This window comes from Paracrocinitomix mangrovi (assembly GCF_019740355.2).
Taxonomy (GTDB): Bacteria; Bacteroidota; Bacteroidia; order Flavobacteriales_D; family Crocinitomicaceae; genus Paracrocinitomix; species Paracrocinitomix mangrovi.
The window spans coordinates 2,969,097-2,988,937 of the sequence record NZ_CP091819.1 but is presented as its reverse complement, the minus strand read 5'-3'; the positions used below and the strand labels follow the sequence as shown (position 1 = coordinate 2,988,937).

19 protein-coding genes are annotated in these 19,841 nt (G+C 36.2%); 3 read left to right on the top strand and 16 right to left on the bottom strand.

The window, feature by feature from the left end; all coding sequences use genetic code 11:
• Position 1 precedes the first annotated feature (1 nt).
• Positions 2-337 (bottom strand): hypothetical protein, encoded by a 336-nt coding sequence (locus tag K6119_RS13645; RefSeq protein WP_221832573.1) that lies wholly within the window; start codon positions 335-337, stop codon positions 2-4.
• 269 nt (positions 338-606) lie between these two features.
• On the opposite strand from K6119_RS13645, the gene K6119_RS13640 reads away from it, so the two are divergent.
• Positions 607-2,205: a GH3 family acyl-acid amido synthetase gene (locus tag K6119_RS13640; protein ID WP_221832571.1), complete on the top strand. Its 1,599-nt coding sequence runs from the start codon at positions 607-609 to the stop codon at positions 2,203-2,205.
• Here K6119_RS13640 and K6119_RS13635 read toward each other — a convergent pair whose 3' ends face one another.
• The 13 genes from K6119_RS13635 to K6119_RS13575 form a co-directional block, all read right to left on the bottom strand.
• Positions 2,206-2,787 (bottom strand): M23 family metallopeptidase, encoded by a 582-nt coding sequence (locus K6119_RS13635; RefSeq protein WP_221832569.1) that lies wholly within the window; start codon positions 2,785-2,787, stop codon positions 2,206-2,208.
• 74 nt (positions 2,788-2,861) lie between these two features.
• Positions 2,862-4,328, bottom strand: a complete 1,467-nt coding sequence (locus tag K6119_RS13630) for a nicotinate phosphoribosyltransferase (RefSeq protein WP_221832567.1) — start codon at positions 4,326-4,328, stop codon at positions 2,862-2,864.
• A 24-nt stretch (positions 4,329-4,352) separates the two neighbouring features.
• Complete coding sequence (locus K6119_RS13625; protein WP_221832564.1) at positions 4,353-4,820, bottom strand: nucleoside 2-deoxyribosyltransferase domain-containing protein; 468 nt, start codon at positions 4,818-4,820, stop codon at positions 4,353-4,355.
• Positions 4,807-5,319: an O-acetyl-ADP-ribose deacetylase gene (locus K6119_RS13620; protein ID WP_221832562.1), complete on the bottom strand. Its 513-nt coding sequence runs from the start codon at positions 5,317-5,319 to the stop codon at positions 4,807-4,809. The genes K6119_RS13625 and K6119_RS13620 overlap by 14 nt, the downstream gene beginning before the upstream one ends.
• A 2-nt stretch (positions 5,320-5,321) precedes the next feature.
• On the bottom strand, positions 5,322-6,047 hold the full coding sequence (locus K6119_RS13615) for a metallophosphoesterase family protein (RefSeq protein ID WP_221832560.1): 726 nt from the start codon (positions 6,045-6,047) through the stop codon (positions 5,322-5,324).
• Entirely contained in the window at positions 6,044-6,592 is a 549-nt protein-coding gene (locus tag K6119_RS13610; protein ID WP_221833695.1) for an RNA 2'-phosphotransferase, read from the bottom strand. The genes K6119_RS13615 and K6119_RS13610 overlap by 4 nt, the downstream gene beginning before the upstream one ends.
• A gap of 6 nt (positions 6,593-6,598) precedes the next feature.
• Positions 6,599-7,435 (bottom strand): ribose-phosphate diphosphokinase, encoded by an 837-nt coding sequence (prs, locus tag K6119_RS13605; protein ID WP_221832558.1) that lies wholly within the window; start codon positions 7,433-7,435, stop codon positions 6,599-6,601.
• A 65-nt stretch (positions 7,436-7,500) separates the two neighbouring features.
• Entirely contained in the window at positions 7,501-8,193 is a 693-nt protein-coding gene (locus K6119_RS13600) for an NUDIX hydrolase (protein ID WP_221832556.1), read from the bottom strand.
• An 81-nt stretch (positions 8,194-8,274) separates the two neighbouring features.
• Complete coding sequence (locus tag K6119_RS13595; protein WP_221832554.1) at positions 8,275-9,486, bottom strand: hypothetical protein; 1,212 nt, start codon at positions 9,484-9,486, stop codon at positions 8,275-8,277.
• Between the two features lie 5 nt (positions 9,487-9,491).
• Entirely contained in the window at positions 9,492-9,962 is a 471-nt protein-coding gene (locus K6119_RS13590) for a T9SS type A sorting domain-containing protein (protein ID WP_221832551.1), read from the bottom strand.
• 169 nt (positions 9,963-10,131) lie between these two features.
• A complete protein-coding gene (locus K6119_RS13585; RefSeq protein ID WP_221832549.1) occupies positions 10,132-11,151 on the bottom strand; it encodes a PorP/SprF family type IX secretion system membrane protein in 1,020 nt (339 codons plus the stop codon).
• A gap of 4 nt (positions 11,152-11,155) precedes the next feature.
• The gene (locus tag K6119_RS13580; protein WP_221832547.1) at positions 11,156-14,281 is read right to left on the bottom strand and encodes a T9SS type B sorting domain-containing protein; all 3,126 of its coding nucleotides are present in this window, start codon (positions 14,279-14,281) and stop codon (positions 11,156-11,158) included.
• Positions 14,282-14,307: 26 nt separating this feature from the next.
• Positions 14,308-16,071 (bottom strand): autotransporter outer membrane beta-barrel domain-containing protein, encoded by a 1,764-nt coding sequence (locus K6119_RS13575; protein WP_221832545.1) that lies wholly within the window; start codon positions 16,069-16,071, stop codon positions 14,308-14,310.
• Positions 16,072-16,167: 96 nt separating this feature from the next.
• Here K6119_RS13575 and K6119_RS13570 point away from each other — a divergent pair, with 96 nt between their 5' ends.
• Both K6119_RS13570 and K6119_RS13565 read left to right on the top strand, forming a co-directional pair.
• Entirely contained in the window at positions 16,168-16,914 is a 747-nt protein-coding gene (locus K6119_RS13570; RefSeq protein WP_221832543.1) for a hypothetical protein, read from the top strand.
• Positions 16,915-16,954: 40 nt separating this feature from the next.
• Positions 16,955-17,596 carry an SH3 domain-containing protein gene (locus K6119_RS13565; RefSeq protein ID WP_221832541.1) on the top strand — a complete coding sequence of 214 codons (642 nt, stop codon included), beginning with the start codon at positions 16,955-16,957 and terminating at the stop codon, positions 17,594-17,596.
• Here the strand turns inward: K6119_RS13565 and K6119_RS13560 are convergent.
• The gene (locus K6119_RS13560) at positions 17,593-17,823 is read right to left on the bottom strand and encodes a hypothetical protein (protein ID WP_221832539.1); all 231 of its coding nucleotides are present in this window, start codon (positions 17,821-17,823) and stop codon (positions 17,593-17,595) included. The genes K6119_RS13565 and K6119_RS13560 overlap by 4 nt on opposite strands.
• Before the next feature lie 9 nt (positions 17,824-17,832).
• On the bottom strand, positions 17,833-19,788 hold the full coding sequence (locus K6119_RS13555; protein ID WP_221832537.1) for a SpoIIE family protein phosphatase: 1,956 nt from the start codon (positions 19,786-19,788) through the stop codon (positions 17,833-17,835).
• Between the last annotated feature and the right edge of the window lie 53 nt (positions 19,789-19,841).

Below are 19,841 nucleotides of genomic sequence, written 5' to 3'. Positions count from 1 at the left end.
GCTATTGATGAGTTCTTACATAATTAACTAAGTATGAGTAATAAGCATCATACTCACTTTTATACATAGTAATCCAAGAGGTAAAAGCATTGGTACGTGCTTCCTTTGTTCTATCAATGGATGTAATATCAGGATAATGAGGGGCTAAAACTCGCCTTTCGCCATGTACTTCTGTCAAAACTGAATCTCTGAAAAAGTCAATTTCGTAGGGTAGTTGTGCCAATTTATTTTCGGCTACTTGTAAATTGTAGTATTTTCTCTCAGGTGATAACTCCTGTGCAAATGTTGAAATTGAGCTTAAAATAAGTAAGCTAAGAAGTAATATTCTTCTTCTCATAGGGTAAGGCTTTTCATTAATTAGTTAACACTAATTCAAAAGGGGGTCTATTGGCAAGACGGACCTAAAACCTCACGGTTGTATGGCCTGATTAAATTTTAACACAGTATGAACTTACTGTTAATATTGATTTTCAGAGATATAGGATTTTAAGACATTCAAAAATTACGACTGGACTTATTCTTTTAAATTTCTTAACTTTTATTTACGCAATTGATGCATTTAATTTAACATCAATTTGATAGATTAGTATTACCAAAGAACCCGTAATGATAGTAGGAACTATTTTAAAAGGTGCATCTAGTCTTGCACAGAAGAAAAACAACAAGAAATCTCAGCAATTAACTGAGAAGATGGAAAGCGTTGTTGAAAAGCAAGAAGAAGTACTAACGAAATTATTGTCAAAAGCAAAGAAGACTGAGTTTGGAGAAAAATTCAATTTCACTGGTATTTTGAAAAGTGAAAACATAAGAGAGGCTTATAGACAACAGGTCCCTATTTTTCAATATGACCTAATGTTTAAGCAATTCTGGTGTAAAACTTTAGAAGGAAAAGAGGATGTAACATGGCCAGGTAAGATCTCCAACTTTGCTTTAACATCAGGAACTACAAGTGCATCAAGTAAAAGGATACCGGTTTCAAAACAAATGATCAAAAGCATTAAGAAAGTTTGTTTGAAACAAGCTGTTTCTTTGGCAGATTTGAAATTTCCCACTTCCTTTTATGAAAAAGATGTCTTGTTTGTGGGTGGTAGTACTGATTTGACTAAAATCAACTCACAATGGGAAGGAGATTTGAGCGGTATTTTAACCGGAAAAGTCCCACATTGGTTAAATCCATACTCAAAACCAAGTAAGAAAATTAGAGCGATTTCAGACTGGGAAGAAAAGTTAGAAATGATTGTAGATAACGCTCACAAATGGGATGTTGGAATGGTGTGCGGCGTGCCTGCCTGGGTTCAAATATTATTGAACAGAATTGTAGAAAAGTATGAGCTGAAAGACATTTTTGAAATTTGGCCGGATTTACGTGTTTACATACATGGTGGAGTTTCATTTGATCCTTATGAAAAGAGTTTTAATGAATTATTAGGAGGTAAGGTAGTTTACCTTGATACCTATTTAGCTTCTGAAGGATTTATTGGTTTTCAAAAGGGAACTGAAGATTACATGCAGTTGGTATTTGACGCCAATATTTATTTTGAATTCATTCCTTTTAACGCAGATCATTTTGACGAAGACGGAAATTTGATGAATTTTTCTGATGCCTTAACAGTTGATGAAATAGAAGAAGGTAAGGATTATGCTTTGCTTATCTCCACGAATAGTGGATCATTCAGATATCTTATTGGGGATACTATTCAATTTGTTGATGCGCAAAAATTATTATTCAGAATAACTGGAAGAACCAAGCACTTTTTAAGTATGTGCGGTGAGCATTTGTCTGTAGATAATATGACACAGGCTATATCAGACTTATCATACAGACATAACATAGCCATAGAAGAATTTGCAGTTTTAGGGAAAGAAACTGAAAGTGGTAACTTTATGCATAAATGGTTCATTGCAAGTGATAGCCCTATAAATGCTCTTCAATTTAAAGAAGAATTAGACGAAAAATTGAAAGAGTTGAATGACGATTACATCACTGAGAGAAAGTTTGCTTTAGAGCGAATAGAGCTAGAAGTTTTGCCAACAGATGTATTTTACAACTTCTTAAAATTGAGAGATAAATACGGATCTCAACACAAATTTCCACGTGTAATGAAAGGTCAATTAGCCTCAGACTGGGAAAAGTATATACATTCTATAGCAGAGGAATATTCAATGCTTTCTGTTTATGAAGATACCGGAGCTGTATTGGTATAATTACCTGTGATTTTTAATAAAGTTGGTAGGATCTAAATATCCTTTTGTATTTGTTGAATATCCTGCACCTATTGGTTTGTTAATCTCATTTCTAATTTCCAAATGAAGATGGGCATAATACTTACCATGAGCATCTCCTATTGTACCAATTTTATCTCCTTTTTTTACTTGCTGCCCTTCTTTTACCTCAATTTTATCGCAATGAGCATAAACAGATTCAACTTTATCGCCATTGGGTAATTGATGAATGATTCTTATCACATTTCCCCATCCACCATTTATATCTTGGGCAAATGAAACCACTCCATTTCCAATGGAATAAATTGGGTCTCCTAAATCAGTATTCCCTCCAGAATTTGCATTCCAATCATCTCCCAGATGATTATTTTTTCCAAATCCCTGAGCATTATAATACCCTTCAGCATCAGGAGGACCCACCGGATAATCAAAATGATCTGCTACCAGCTTTGGCGTTAATTCATCATTTAAATGAATAGACTGACTTGAACTTAAAAAAAGTGGAAGTATAAAAAGTATAATTAGGGTGATAATCACCCATTTTTGGGTATTGAACTTTCTCATAATAATGAGAAAATACGCCGTTTCAAAAAAGTAACAAAAAACCCCTCAAGATATTTGAGGGGTTTTAACATTTATTAGTGCATCACCAATTCTCCTTTGAGATTATTTCTAATTTCTGCGAGCGACCAATCCTTTAATAATTTTCCATCTCTGAAAACTTCTTTTAGTTCTCCGGTTTGCTCCTCCTCCCAACTTACTTGATCTTTCATAACATATGTATCGCCAGATTTTTCAACTTTTATCAATCCTTTGGCTGATTTTTTAGTTCCATCATCTGTTACCGGATCTTTGTAAATCTCTCTACCTACCCCTTCAACTTCACCGTAAGTAGCTTTCATGGCAAAACCAAAAGTATCACGCGTGTTGTATTGATAAGTGTACGAACCTACACCCAAAACCACATTTGTAGATGCAAAGCCCTTTGCTTTTAGTCTTTCACAGATATTTGTTGCTCTTTCAATAGTAATTGAATCACCATAAATGGCACCAATATGCGGATCTAATTCTTTGAAACCCTTTTCATTTACGGTTCCACCAAAAATATCCCACAACAATTCAATTACACCTTTTTTATCAGCATCTGAGATACCTGAAGTATGACCACAAATAATATCTACAGGATCACCTGAATCAGGACGAATAACAACTTTTCCTTCTCTTGCCAAAACCTCATTTTTAAGATTTGGTAGATACTCTGTCAATACTTTCCATAAATCCCATGTATCAGATACTATTGAAACGATTCCTGCAGGATAAACCTCAGTAATTAATCTTCTGAATGTTTCCTGCTCAGCATTATTCGTTCCCATTGACATTACAGAGTGTTCTGTTGCAGCCACCGAGCCACCGATCAGTTCTTTTTCAGCATTTGCATTGTAATATTTCTCCAGGAACTCAATAGCCGGAATTGTATCTGTACCGGTAAAACTCAATAAATGACCCGCACCAGATAACTCAGCAGCTTCTAATCCAGCCATACCTCTCATTGAAAAATCATGACCTTGCCAATCAACAAACTCAGGAACTGATGATGTTTGTTGAGCATACTTATTCAACACCTTTCTGTATTGATGAGCAATTGTAGCAGAATTACACGGCATCCAAACAGTGGTTGAAAGCAATGTTTCAAAATAGTTTGTCAACCAAAAAAATTCAGGTTTGGTATTGTACATAGTAAACATGCTACAACGTATAGGAACTGCAACACCTTCTGGCAATGCTTTAAAAACCATAGGAACATATCCCAAATCATGAAGGGCTGCAATATGATCTGTTCCAACATTATTTGGTCCTAAGTAATTATTAATTCTTCTGGCGTATTCATTTACCACCTCTTCTTTTGGTCTTGAAAAAAAGTCTCTTTCAAAATCATCTATTACATATCGTTTTAAGAAATATTGTAATCCGAAAAATACGACCTCATCAATTCCTTCAATTCGGCTTTTTCTTGGTGTCCAGTTTGAGTATACTAAAGTTGTTTTGTCAGGATACTGTCTCCTGTGGTCAACTTTATAACCATCTGTGCAAAGTAGTGGATTCATATTTTAATTGCTAGCAGCTAAATTTTAGTCACTAGACTTTTTAGTTATTAATTCGTTTAATAATTCTTCAATTGTTTGATATTGTTGTACTTGATATCGTTCGCAAACAATATCAATATTTCCTTTTCTCCAAAATTCTGTATCGCAAACCACCGACATTTTACCTGATTTTGCATACAAGCCAAATTCAAGCAATGAGATGGGTGATTTTGTATGAGGTGCAAAATACATGATGATTTGATCAGCTGTTTCAAGCGCATTGAGTTCCCAATTAACTTGCTCATTGAATTGAGGGTTCTCTTTAACCTGTTTCCAAGATGCATCCCAACTTTCTCTTCTTGGATTAAATACATTCCAGTAATTTGTTAATTGCTTTTCACACTCAGCTTGCCAATCAATTGCTTTATCCATTTCAATTGATCCGGCCAAGAAAACAGAAGGCAGTGATTGATCTCTAAGGTCAATATTTTGAGGTGATTTAAAGATTGGCATCTTCTAATAATTTTGAATATAAATTATAATTATCATCACCAAAGCAAACGAAGATAACTTCGTCCACCAATGGATTTTCTTTTACCATTTTTATTGCAATTTCAGCAGCCAGTTCTTTTGGATATCCATAAATACCGGTACTGATATTGGGAAAAGCAATTGATTTAATTCCGTTTTCTTGAGCCAGTTGCAAGCTGTTCATATAGCAATTGGCTAGTAGCTGAGGCTCATTTTTAGATCCCCCATTCCAAACGGGTCCAACAGTATGAATGACGAATTTGGATGGCAATTTTCCAGCTGTCGTTATAACTGCTTCACCTGTGGGACACCCTCCTTGTTTAGCTCTAATTTTTTGGCAATCTTCCAGAATTTCAGGACCACCGGCACGGTGAATTGCACCATCAACTCCACCTCCTCCTAACAAAGAAGTATTAGCTGCATTCACAATAGCATCTACTTCAATTTTGGTGATATCGCCTTTGATTAAGTTAATTTTCATTGCTAATTCCTTCCTCTTTCATTTGGATAAAGTGTCCATACTTCATCTGATTGATAAACTTCTTTGGTGTCAATGTTTAATGCTGACAAGGATCCTTTAAAAGCTGCTCCTGTATCTACGTTCCAAACATTAGCTCCGTTCATGGGCATATTATCTCCATAATTAGTTGTTGGTGTATGTCCTACAAAGATTTCATGGTAATGTTTTAGTCTTTTAGGGTAATCCGGATCATCTTTCTTCAGATTTTTATCTATGCTTACAACCATTTCCCACAGGGTTCTGTCAAAGTAGTAATTAGAATCATACTCTTCTTTGGTAACTCCGTGTATTGAAGTATAGCCGGCATGAATAAACAATCTGTTTTGATCATCAATGTAATAATCTACCAGCTGATTAAAGAAATCTCTATGTGTTTGTTCTATCAGCAATCCAGTTTTCTGATAACTTTCCTTAGTAGCCTTTCCTCCATGTTCTTCCCAAACTGGATTACTTGCTCCTAGATTCAACCACCTGCTACACCACAAGTCGTGATTTCCTAAAACAAAAACACATTGATGTTTCTCTTTTAGTTCAATTAAATATTGGATTGTTTGGGCAGATTCACTCCAGCCGTCAACATAATCTCCTACAAAAATGAATTTGTCTTCAGGATCAGGCTGAATTCTTTCAATCAATTGCTCTAAAGCTCTCAATCCTCCGTGTATGTCTCCAATTGCAAAAGTTCTCATTTAAAATTTAAATATTTTGTAGGCACATGATCCGTTAACCAAACCTTATTCTCCGAAAGGAAAAATTGGTATCCATCCTTTCTCATTTGTTCTGCCTGTATTTTTAGAATGATGGGTTTTCCTCTTCGGGATCCAACATTTTGAGCTGTTTCTATATCTCCACTTAAGTGAACATGTTGCCTACTTCGTTTTTGTAAACCATGTTGTTTTATAGAATCAATGAACTTTTCTACAGTTCCATGATAAAGCGTTTCAGGAGGGTGGACCTCTTTTAACTTTAAATCAACATTTTTTACAGAGTGGCCTTGATTAGCTCTAATCATCAATCCATCATCACTGAATGCAAATCTTTTTTTGTCATTTGTCTCTACAACCTCTTTGAGCTGATCTACATTAAATACTACATTTTTAAGCTTTGATTTTTCTATCACTTCACTTACATCTGCCCAACCAGAATCATTTAACTCAAGACCAATAAGTGTTGGTTGATGTCTTAACACCAAACTCAAAAATTTACTAATATGTTTCTTCTCATTTTCCGTCATCACGTTTTACTTTATTATTGTGTTTAATTTGAACACCTTTACTTTATCTTCACTGATCTCTCTGAACGAATCAGTAGTATAAATCTTTTCAAAGTGTTGTGACAACTCATCAAATCCCTTTGAAAAGATGCCATGTGAAACTGCTAAAAACAATCTGCCGGCATTTTTTGCTTCAAGTTCTTTCGCCAATCCCATAAAGGTTCCTCCACCATCACAGATGTCATCTACTATCAAACAATCTCTTCCTTGCAAATCATCTGCGTAAACTTTAAATCCTTTTAATTTTCCTGTTTTAACATCTCTTGATTTTGAACATTCAACTACTTCTCTTCCTCCCAAATATTCAGACACTTTATATATCTTTTTTAAAGCTCCTCCGTCAGGCGAAATCAACAAAGCGTCACTACCCAATTCATTTAAAACCATCTCAATAAACTTATGATTTGGAACAACTGTGCAATGATTTAGTACAGCAGCAGTAACCTCAGAATGAGCATCAAAAACAGTTGTGTGATAAACACCTGAATTGTTAATGATGTCTGCATAAACTTTTACAGATAATGGCTCACCCGGAACCATTACTCTGTCTTGTCTTGCAGCTGGAAAATAAGGGATGAAGATTTTAATTAAATCTACTCCCATTCTTTGAACGGCGTCAATAGCCAATAACATTAATCCGAACTCGTGAAATGAATTAATGCGTTGTGTTATTAATACCTCTTCACCTTCAGATATGTCAGTTTTTATTTTGATGTGTGGCTCTCCACCTTTGAACAAGAATGATTCAAATTCAATAGTTCCTTTACCGAGAGGCTCAAAATTTGGTGTTAAATTCAGTATCATATTTGCGTATGTTTTACACAAACTTAAATCAAAAGAAAGTTTTCTGCAAGTATTTTGCGTATTTTTTACACATACTTAATTTCAAAATGGAATCCTTCTTTTGCTAATCGCTTGTATTTCTGTTTGTTAAATGTAAATAATTTGGCAGGTCGACCACTTCCTTCTTTTCTCATTTTCTCAGTTTCCTGAAGCAAGTCAAAGCTCAGCATCTTTTTTCTGAAGTTTCTTCGATCGATTTCTTTACCTAAAATTGTCCCGTATAGATTCTCTAAATCAGAGAATGGAAACTCCTTATCCAGTAAATCAAAACCAATTGGTTCATAGGTGAGTTTACCCTTTAAACGCTCCAATCCAACTTTGATGATTTTGTTGTGATCATATCCTAATTTGGGTAATTTGTTGACATCAAACCACTGCGCATCTTCTGCATCCGTATCGGCTTTAAGTGTATGTTTTGAAGGATTTACCAAGGTTAAATAAGCCACAGAAACTACATGTAATCTGGGATCTCTTTTAACGTCATCCCCAAATGTGTACAACTGTTCATGATAAGACACGGTAATTCCGGTTTCTTCTTTTAGCTCCCGTTTAACCGCATCCGTCAATCCTTCTTCATCCTTAACAAACCCTCCGGGAAGAACCCACTTCCCTTTCATGACACCGTACTTTTGCTTGATGAGTAAAACCTGAAGTTTACTCTCAATATATCCAAAAACTACAGCATCAACTGCCACAAAAATTTTCTGTTTTGCATCCATATTGCGTAATATAAACACAAATAACAATTGGACATAAAAAAACCTCTCAAAACTTAGAGAGGTTTCAATTTTTTAATGGAATTAATTTGATATCCTGAAAGAGACACCATCTAAACTGAACCAACCACTGTTTGTAAAAGTAGTTGAGTCAAAAGTAACAGTTCCACTGGTTTGAATAATTATCATAGCACTGCCCCATTCTGCAGCAACAGGTAAAATTACAGCACTTGCAGGTTGGTATCCGGCAGGTAAATTAATTACAACAGTTCCCGGGGTCACATTATCTACTACTCCTGAAAGATATACTCTGTCATTTTGCTTATAATACTTTGCAGATCCAAAAGCTCCTCCAAAATTATTACCAGCCAATAAACTTGCAGCTTGAGTATTTTCTGGTCCTATATAAGATTCTGTTCCATCTGAAATGTACAAAGTATCATTTGACAAGGATAAATCTTGTAGTTCATTTGTAGGATCATCATCCAAACTAGGAGCCACCGTTACTGAACCACCACCATTTGACAAAGTCAATACATTTCCCGCTTGACTTATGGTTTGAATTTCATTTGTTGGATCAGCATCTGCATCATCTTGTAAAGCTGATAAGTCAACTGTATTTCCTCCTGATAATGTCAAATTAGGTGAAGTAAAAGAAAGCGTTTGAGTTCCTCCACCACCTCCGGCAATTGAAGACAAGTCAGCAGTTAGGGTTCCGCCTAAATCTGTAATCATAAGATTTGTTCCTACCAAAGCCATTGAAAGATTGTATTCATTCATAGGGTCAGCATCTGCATCATCAACACCATCTTGTAAAGGAGAAAGGTCTACCTGATTTCCATTTGAAATACTTAAATCGGTTCCGGTCAAAGTCAAAGTTTGTTCATCCAGATCATTTTCAACTGTGTTAGCATGTAAAGCATAAGGAACACTCAACAATTGTGTGGTACCCGTGATAGCATAATTTGTACCTCCCGTTGGATCTGTTTCAGTTTTTAAGTAATATGGCCCTGCAGACCAGTCAATAGTAGCTATGTCTCCAGATACAACCGTACCATTTCCAATTTCAACCGAAGCTAAACCGTTTACATTTGTGGTAGGTGTTTGCGTTTCCACGTAAACTGCTGTTCCGGTCATTGAACCTTGCAGAATGGAAAATTGCATCCCAACAGGTGAAGAAACAACCAGGTTATTTGATCCATCCCAAATAACTGCCTGATATGACATTAAATTAGGAGCTTGAGAAAAGGAAACAGCACCTATTAAAAGTGCGCAGATAAAAATTAAGTTTTTCATTGGGTTTAGTTATTAATAATTGTAAATGATCTCATTACTTCAGAGCCTTTATTTACTTTTAGTAAATAGGTGCCTTTTGCATAGTTTGCCAGGTCTAAAATTGTAGTTTCAGAAAGAATTTGAGCGTTCTGTAATTCTTTTCCGTTGGCATCAAAAAGTACGTATGTAAATTTCTGATTTTGTAAATCCTTTATTTCTAATTGCACAAAGTCCTGAGTAGGATTGGGGAAAGTTTTAACGTTCAGTAAAAAGTTTTGATTTTGTACTCCAGCATCATCAACAATTTTAAACGTCTGTTGTACCCCTTCATTAGAAGAACTACTTCCATTTGATTTGGCGGTATAAGCAACTTGACCTACAGTATAACTCACGGTTCCACCCGAACCAGAAACTGTTGTGCCTGTTGTTGATACTGCTTCTTGCGAAAATGCAGCAAATGAACCAATTGCGAAAAAACAGATAAGTATTTTTTTCATAAGAAATAATTGGGTTAAAATTTCATTTTTTCAACGTTGAAAATAGTTAAAAATCAGCATAATATCATTGTAATTGCAGCATAATTATTACAAACCTTATGATCAGATAAAAAAAGGCACCTCATAAGAAGTGCCTTTTACAATTTAGTTTCCTAGAGAAAAACTCAATCTATTGAATTCTTGCTGCTCCTCCAGCTGAACCGGCAAATGAAGGTGTGAATTTTAAGAACAATTCAACGGCTCCAACACTTTTTGAAGCAACAGTTAAACCGGATAAATTGATATCATAACCAACACCTAAACCTAAGGCTCCGGCTTTGTATATTATGTTTGTCATCAAAGCATCTGATGTTCTATAATAAACTCCAAATGATAGGGACATACCGTCAAAATATCCTGTATGCTTAGAACTTTCTTTTAATTCAATTTCAAAATTGTTACCAAAAGTCAACTCCCAGTTTGGTCCTTGAAACAATCCAAATAATGCAGGATGAAAAGATAATTTGCTATCATCTAATCTATACATTGCCTTACCATAAAAAGTAAAGTTTCTGTATAACTTTTCAGACACTTGAAAGAAACTTACTTCCTGCGCTGTTAAGTGAAATCCTCCAAGACCCAATTGCATATTAAATCTGTCTGAAGTTTTTAAATCATAAAACAAACCAGCAGATAAATCAAATCTGGATAAATTATATGCTCCTAAAGTTTCCCCACTTGATACAGCAGTATTGAAGTCAATACCTGTCCATTGGTTATCAAAATAAAGCGCATTTTCATTCAATCTTTGGGCATAAAAACCAGGCTGTAACCCCAATGATAACTGAGAAGTTTTATTCAAATCCAAAGTGTAATTAATTGGAACCTGAATAACATTCAAACTGAACTTTGCATCTCCTGAAACATCATTTAAGAAATTGATTCCTGTTCCGATAAAACCATTTTTCAATTTATTATCAAACAATTTGGCATCAACTCCGGCTGAAAAGCTTCTGAACGGATTGGCAGTAACAGTAAACCATTGAGTTCTGTAATTGGTAAATATGCATAAATCACCATCAATATGTCCTGCCGCACCCGGATTTAATTGAACCGGATTAGCAAAAAACATACTAAAGTGTCTGTCTTGTTGAGCTGTTGAAAGGTATGTTACAGCTAAAACGGCAATTGTAGTAATCAATCTTTTCATATGCTTATTTAATTAGTGTAACATTTCCTTTTTTAATGTCAGATGTTCCATCAGACAAGGTATACTCTAAATACCAGACAAATACGCCCGGGTTTTCAGGTTTATCCTTGTATGTTCCGTCCCAGCCTTGTGACTGATCTGTAGACTCAAACACTTTTTGACCGTATCTATTGTAGATTACAAAAGTCATAGATGTGATTCCACTTCCTTTGACATAAAGCACATCATTATTGCTATCTGCGTTTGGTGAGAATCCATTTGGCACACCCACGGCTTCAGTGAAATCAACTGTAACAACTACGCTATCTGAAGCACTACAACCATCTGCAGTAGTATAAGTCAGAATATAAGTTGTTGTTTCTTCCGGTGAAACATTAACATCAGCACAATCATCACAGTCAACATCATTTGGATCTGACCAACTATAAGTTCCACCAGATGGCGATACTGTAGAAGTGATACTCACTGATTGTGCAATATTTATGGTTGTATCTAAACCTGCATCAACTACAGGAGATTCATACACTATAATAGTTTGAGTAGTAGTGTCAGTTGATGTTCCATCCGAAACTATTAATGTTATGGTAAAAGTTCCTGTTGAATTTGGACAAACAGTTGGATTTTGATCTGAAGTTGTATTTGGAGAAACCGCTCCTCCAAAGTTCCATGACCATGAATTAACTCCTGTTGAAGAAGTATCTGTAAATGTCATGCATTCTCCAAGACATAAACTACTGTTTGAAGCAATAAATCCTGCTTGTACACCTGTACAAGAATTAACAGTAACATCTACTGTTGTACTTGCTGTTCCACATGAATTTACCACCGTGTAGGTATATGTGCCTGCAGCATCTACTGAAGGATCAAAAGAACCTGTACCTGACGTTAAAGCAGGAGACCATGTTCCACCTGCATCAGGGGTTCCGCCTAATGATACAAAAAGATCTGTAGCAGCATCCGTATTACACAAGGTTATTGTACCAGAAGTTCCGGCATTAGGAGCAGGGTTAACAGTTACTACTACTTCAGCTGTCAATGTTCCTCCACCACAAGCGTTAAGCGTATAGGTATAAGTTCCAGCAGCATCAACTGATGGATCAAATACTCCAGTACCTGAAGTTAAAGCCGGAGTCCAAGCTCCACCTGCATCAGGGGTTCCACCAAGTGAATTGAATAAATCTGTTGGTGTATCTGACGGACAAAAAGATATTGCACCGTTAGTTCCCGGATCAGGGTTAGATGTAATTGTTACTGTTACCGTAGCAGTTTCTGTTCCACAACTATTAGTAACTGAATAAGTGTATGTTCCTGCGGCATCAACTGATGGATCAAAAACTCCTGTACCTGAAGTTAAAGCAGGCGACCATGTTCCACCTGCGTCAGGGGTTCCTCCTAATGAATTGATTAAATCAGCTGAGGGATCAGTTGGACACAAAGTAAGAGAACCATTTGTTCCCGGATTTGCAGCCGGATTAATTGTTACCACTACATCTGCAGTAATTGTTCCACCACCACAAGCAGAAAGCGTATATGTATATGTTCCTGCAGCATCAACTGATGGATCAAATACTCCTGTACCTGATGTTAAAGCCGGTGACCATGTTCCACCTGCATCAGGGGTTCCGCCTAATGAATTAAATAAATCAAAAGAAGCATCATTTGAACAAGCCGTAGCAGTTCCATTAGTTCCCGGGTCAGGATTAGAATCTTCAATTACGTTGACTGCAGGTGAAGTACCTGTACATCCATTGGCATCCGTTACAGTTACTGTAATTGGATTGTCTGCAATAGTTGCGTTAATGGTTTGTGTAGTGGCACCAGTTGACCATAGCCATGAGCTATAAGCGCCAGCATCCAAAGTAGCAAAATCACCAGGACAATAAAGCAAAGTTCCTGAAATTATAGGAGTTGGAGCAGCTGGTTCATTGATTACAATAGTATTCCAATGCGTATATGAGCATCCTACGGCAGAAACAGTAATATTGGTGTAAGTTCCAGCTCCAGTAGTAATAACAAATTGTCCTGTACCATCAGAGTTGACATTTATTGGTCCTACAGCAACTCCAGATGAATCATAAGTAACTGTATAAGCTGTAGAAGGAGTCAACTGAGAGAAGATCAATTGTCCGTTATTGGCAGTACAGCTAGTTGCATCAACACCAATCACATCAAACAAAGGATTCATATTAACCAATGCATAAGGATCATCTGTCCAATCATCCCAGGCAGCTTTTGTCAGATTTTCCATTGGCGTAGGAGTTCCTGCAGTTACTGTTCCTGTAGATTGCCATTCAGTTGGAGTTGTATTCCACTGACCTATACCGGACCAACTTCCATCAGAACCCTGGTCATAATAAATGGTAACATCTGCATCAGTTGTACCCGAAGTTCTTGTAATAATATGAAACCAATCAGGCAATACAGTACAAATACTTGTATCAACTTGAGTAAGGTTATACCCTTCAGTAGTTCCGGGAACATTAGCAAATCTTATTGCATACCTATTACTTGCACCGGCTACAGGGGTAATTTCAACCGGTCTGTAGCGCATAGTCCCTTGACTTGAACCAACAGGAAATATGTATGTATTTGTTGATTGAGTTGCTCTATCTAATCTACCACTAACCGGATCAGAACTTACAAATCCACTAGTGAATGAAACAGCATTAGCGTTGATATTATCAACAAACATTACATTGTTATCCGTTGCAAGCTCAACCGTTGTCAAATCCAAATTATTGGTTACTCTGGCATTAATGGTTTGTGTTTTAATACCTGAACCAGTGTTTGTCAAATCATAAAAGGTAGTAATCTGAGAACCTGTGATAAGCTGAGCTGCTCCATCCAAATAAACATGTGAAGTACTTGCGGTAAAAGTTGCGTTGTTTTCCCAGTTGCCTTGAACGTGATAATCACCAGCTCCTTGCGTTACATCATCATTGATATAATCATTAGTGATATTTAAAGTACCGTTATTGTCAACAGTACCAGAGGCATTTTGTGCAGTTCCGTTTACCTGCACAACAGCACCATTGGCCATGAAGATAGATGCGTTGTTATTGTATAACAATTGCGCCTGAACCGAAGTTCCTACTACCAATGTTAGTATGACAATTAATAACTTATTCATTATAATAGTTTTTTAATGAATGTCAATTATTGATTGTCTGTTGATGGACTGTTGTTTTCAGCCTTTTTAGGTAATTCCTTAATTGGATTTTTATCAGATTGTGTTTTTTCAGCATCTGAAGCACCATCTAATTTTAAAATCTCTCCACCACTGATAATTCCTTGTGATCTATCTTTTCCGTATGTTGCAGGATCAAGATATTTTCCTTTTTGGTGATCTGCTTTATCCACTTCAGCAATTTTTGCTTCAGGATGAACTTGTAAGTATTTGTCATTTCTTTCAGCATAAACTGTCCATGATACTTTTGCATTTGCTGCTCCACCACTAATTTCAAATACAGTTCCCTGTACTTCTTTTGAAACATACATGTTTGGAGAAGGCGCTCCAACAGCAGTTAACTGATAAGAGAAATTGATATTTAGTTCATCAAAATAAGTTGGCAATGTAACAACAGCCACACCATTTGCATCAAATTCAGCAGTACCTCTATATACGTTTAACACCTCATTTGATTCAATTGAGAAGTGTTTTAAAGCTTTATTTTCAGGATCTTCAGGGTGATCAATGATAAAAGTTTTAGTTCCTGTAGCACCAAGATCTCCAAGTGATACAACTCCCCAGTCTGGGAATGCACCTTCACCAACAACACCAGCTCCGTCACCTACTAAAGCAGCAGCAACACCTGTTGTTTGACTATAGTTTCCGTTAATTACCGTTGGATTTGCTAAACCATATACACCAACTCCTCCAAGCACTTGTGATTGTCCCCAAACTCCGTGACCACCATCACCTAATATTCCTACTTGAAATCCCGCATTATTTGCTCCAAAATTTTGTCCGTAAATAGCGTAAGCATTAGTATAGTCTGTTAAACCAACCATACCTTGAACACCGATTCCGAAAACACCGGCACCACCTGTTGTACTTTCATTTACACCATATAATCCTGCAGTTGTAACATCAGCACTGGTGTATGAGTTTACTGTTCCAGAACCATTACCTACAACTCCTTGAAAACCGTAATTATTTGCACTTCCTCCTAAAGACCATGCAAGACCACCGTAATTTGTTTGAGTAGGTGAAGGCGATCCATTCACAGATAACATTCCGATTCCACCATCTGTGGTTGTAACTTGGAAAGTTCCTCCTGATGCAAAAGCACCTGAACCGTTATACAAACCTAAAACACCAGCATTACTGGTAGTTGAATTGGATACTGAACCTACAATAGGTGCATAAGCTTGATCTGCAGAGGCACTTGTCGCTTCTGCAATTATCGCATTACCTACTCCTGAATGTACAGTAGAAATTCCATTTACCGGAGTTGCAGCAGTACCTTGAGTTGTGGTAACTGTCAAAACTTCTGTATTCGTTCCGGCAGTTTGGTTAAATTCAATTGAACCATCATTTACCGTTACTATTCTTCCTGCACCAGGAGATGTACAATCATAAGCTTCATCAAGTGTTACGCATGAAGCAGAACCACTTCCACTTTGCAATCTCACCCATTGAACGCCATCCCAGTAATAATAACCAGGTGTTACGTTATTTGGAACCGTTCCAGCAGTTGCTGTATTATAAACTAATAATGAAGTTGCCGGTGCTGTAACAGGAGCGGCAGCATTTGTTGCAGTTAAAGCAATTCTTGGAACCAAGACACCTTGATTAGTAGAAGTAACCTCCAGTTTTGAAGATGCATCCGGGGTAGTAGTTCCGATTCCAACATTATTTTGAGCAAAAGAAAGCACTGACAATGATATCAGTGAAAGTGATAAAGTAATTTTTTTCATTTTTATAGTTTTTGGTAGAGTAATCCTATGGACTATCTGTATAAATGTATATATAAAAACTAATATCTCAGCAAAATTGTTTGGTACCTTTGAACTGTGAGTAATTGGATTGAAGATATCATCAGCCATTTAAATGACCTTGGCGCCGAATTACAAAAATCGGAAGCAGGAAGATATATTTCAGGCAACTTTTCTTTCTTTTTTTCAGAAGGTAATTATCCAAAAAATGAAAATGATATTGTTATTCACAGGGATCTTTATGAACAAAGACCACTACAAGTTAAATCAAGGTTACTATCAATTCTTAAGTTAAATCTTGTAACCATAAATGCAAGAGATACAAACATAGAAGTGCTTTCGAAAAAAGAGGCAAAAGCATTCGTAGATCAAAATCATTTATTGGGTTTTGGAGGAGGTAAATTATTTTTAGGATTAAGGGATGAAACAGAAATTGTTGCCGTTGCTGTATTTTCAGATCCGCGATTCATGAAATATGAATCTCCTACTTATTATTCAACTGAACTTGAAAGGTATTGTTCTTTGATCAATTATACGGTAGTTGGTGGATTAGATAAAATCATCCAACACTACACGCGCAATTATCCAACAGATGATTTAGTCACCTATATTGACAAGGAATGGTCAAGTGGAAAATCATTTTTATCCATTGGATTTGAAGAAGTAGAAGAAACTAATCCTATTCACTTTAAGATAAATAAAACACAATGGACAAGAAAGCTCATTTCTCCGAATAAACTGAACGGAATTAGGATAAAATCTGACGAATACATCATCCAAAATAAAGGCAACAAAAAAATGAGGAAAATTGTAATGATTGACTGATTTACAACTAAATAGTTATTTTGTGTTCAAATTACATCTTATGAAAAAGTTTATTATTCCATTTAGCATGTTCATTCTACTAAGTTGTGGTGGAGAAGAAGTGAAAAACGAAGGTTCAGAAGAGGAAGAAATTTCTGAAGAAACGATTTCTGAAGAGGAAGTTTTTGCAGATGACATTGCAGATTCTTATGTGCCTGACGATCAAATGGACGGAGGACAAAAATGTGATGATCGACCTATTGAAGTATACTTGAATGACCCGGATAAAGGAGGTACTAATGTGAGAGACACACCGAACGGAAAGGTTGTTGGACAATTAAAAGAAGATGACATTAATGTTGCGTTTTTTATCACAGTATATGAAGCATCTAATGGCTGGTTCAGGGTAAACAATATAATAGAAGGGATGGAAGAAGACTTCATGTTTAATGACAATGGTGAATGCTGGATTCATGGATCTGTTTTAAGTGTAGACACCAGAAATTATGAAGGGGAAACAATTGAAGTGATGGGTGGTCCAACCTATGGGATACAGCAACCGGATCACTTTATAGATAAAGAAATGTCAGGATTTCATTTGTTGGATAAATGCGGCCCCTGGTTAAAAGTTAAAGGAAATGGAATTGAAGGATGGATTCACTCTGAGTGGTTGTGTGGAAACCCTTTGACCACTTGTAGCTAGGCTTTATTGAAATTTTTCTTGAGTTTATCCATCTTGTCAGAATTTGACAGATCATCTTGCTCAACATATTCTTCAAGATATCCGCAACCGGCACAGATATAAACGGCTAAAAACAACTTTCCCCAAGAAGTAATAGGTATTGAAGTTCGATCACCTCTTTTGGGATTTCCTGCATCTGTGTAAATTTCAGTGCCTCCACACTTTGGACAAGTCTTTGAATTTTTCATGGCTTCGTTTTATATTCTAATTCCAACTACGCAAACGTCATCTAATTGCTCCAACTCTCCTTTCCATTCTTTAAATACATCCTTAAGATGTTTTCCTTGTTCTTCAATGTCTAAAACTTGGGACTTAGCAAACAACTCTTTCATATTTGAAGCTTTTAGCTTTTTGCCTTTGTCACCTCCAAATTGATCTGCATATCCATCTGAAAACAAATAAAGACGATCATTTTTCATAAGGTTAAAAGAGATCGTTGTAAAAGGCTTGGTTTGATGATAAAATCCAATAGGTTGTTTATCCGGTTTTATTTCAATCAATCCACACTTACGGAAAGCTGAAAACTGTATATTTTCAGTTTCCGGATCAATAGCATTTTCTCTGAAGATCCACAATGCATTATTAGCTCCGGCATATTTCAATTCTGCATCTTTAATGGTGATCAAACAAATATCCATTCCATCACTAATATTATCACTGTTTCGCTTAAAAGTTGCAGTTACAATATCTCTGACACCATCCAATATTTTACCCGGTTCCAATTCTTTATGTTCTACAACAACTTTATTTAATGCTTCGTGACACACCATGCTCACCATTGCTCCCGGAACTCCATGCCCGGTACAATCTCCAACTGCCAAAATAGTAGTGTCTCCTTCTTTGTGAATCCAGTAAAAATCACCACTAACAATATCTCTAGGTTGGTAAAGGATAAAATGTCCGTTAAAAGTTTGAACAAATTCATTATTAGCCGGGAGCATTGAAGATTGAATCAACTTACTGTATTCAAGACTATCATTGATACTATTCAATGCTTCTTCAAGTTTTAAGCTTTTGGTTTCAACCTCTGTTTTTTGTTGTTGAATGGTGGTGTTCAACTTTCTTGTTCTTAAGTAAATGAAAGCTGTGTATCCTAAAAGGACAATAATCAGAACGATCACTCCACTTAACCAGGCATTTCTTGTTTGGGCTTTTTGATTATTTAATTTGGATTCCTTCAAAGCAACTTCTCCTTCAACTATCTTTTTTTCTTTCTGTGCCAATTCAAGCTGACCTTCAATAGCTTTGACTTTTTGGATACGTTCTAAATCATTGATTTGATTATCAATTCTGATCCATTTCTTCTGAACTTCAAAAGCCTCTTTATAGTTTCCGGTTTTCTCTAAAACAGCAATCCATTCTACCAAAGCCTCACTTGTTTCATAAATCAAATTATGCTCTTGCGAAAAGGCATATGCATCTTCAGCAAATGTCAATGCTTGTTCATAATTTCCTTTTAGGCGGTAGACTTTTGACATTGTCGCTAGGTTGGTGGCTTTACTATCTGTCATTTTTTCTTCTTCGGCAACTTTTAAAGCCTTGTCAATGAAATCAACTGCCTTATCATAATCTTTAATCAAAATGTAATACAGACCCCAGTTTTGATTGTAATACAAATAATCTGTAGGCTCAAAATATGGTTCCAATTCCTCCACTTGTAATAACACCTGTTTCATGCTATCAGCCTGGTTCATCCTTTTATAATCCAAACTAAGATTATTAAGGGCGCCTATCAAATGATCTGTGTTGTTGGTCTCTCTATCAATTTCAACTACTTTAAGCATAAACTGATGTGCTTCCTCAATTTCTCCAATCTTAGAAAGCATATTTTGCTTTAAGTTGTAGACAGAAGCCAGGTTTACTTTGTCTTCGCGTTTTTCGAAAAACAATGTGGCTTTGTTCAATTCCCTACTACAGGCATCATACATTGAAATAAGCAGGTAATACCTTGCTTTACACAAGGCAATATTTCCATCAAATTCTGTATTGTTTAATTCCTTGGCTTCTCTTTCTGCAGATTCACACAACGAAAATGATTCGGCCGGATTTTCATTGTATACCAGATCGGCTTTTCGCAATTTATCTTCTACTTCTCCCTGAGAAAAAGCACTGAATGAGATAATTATTACAAATAGCAATATCAATCGCGACATGTATCAAATTTAGCGAAAGGAAAATAAAAAAGGACCTCAATTGAGGTCCTTTT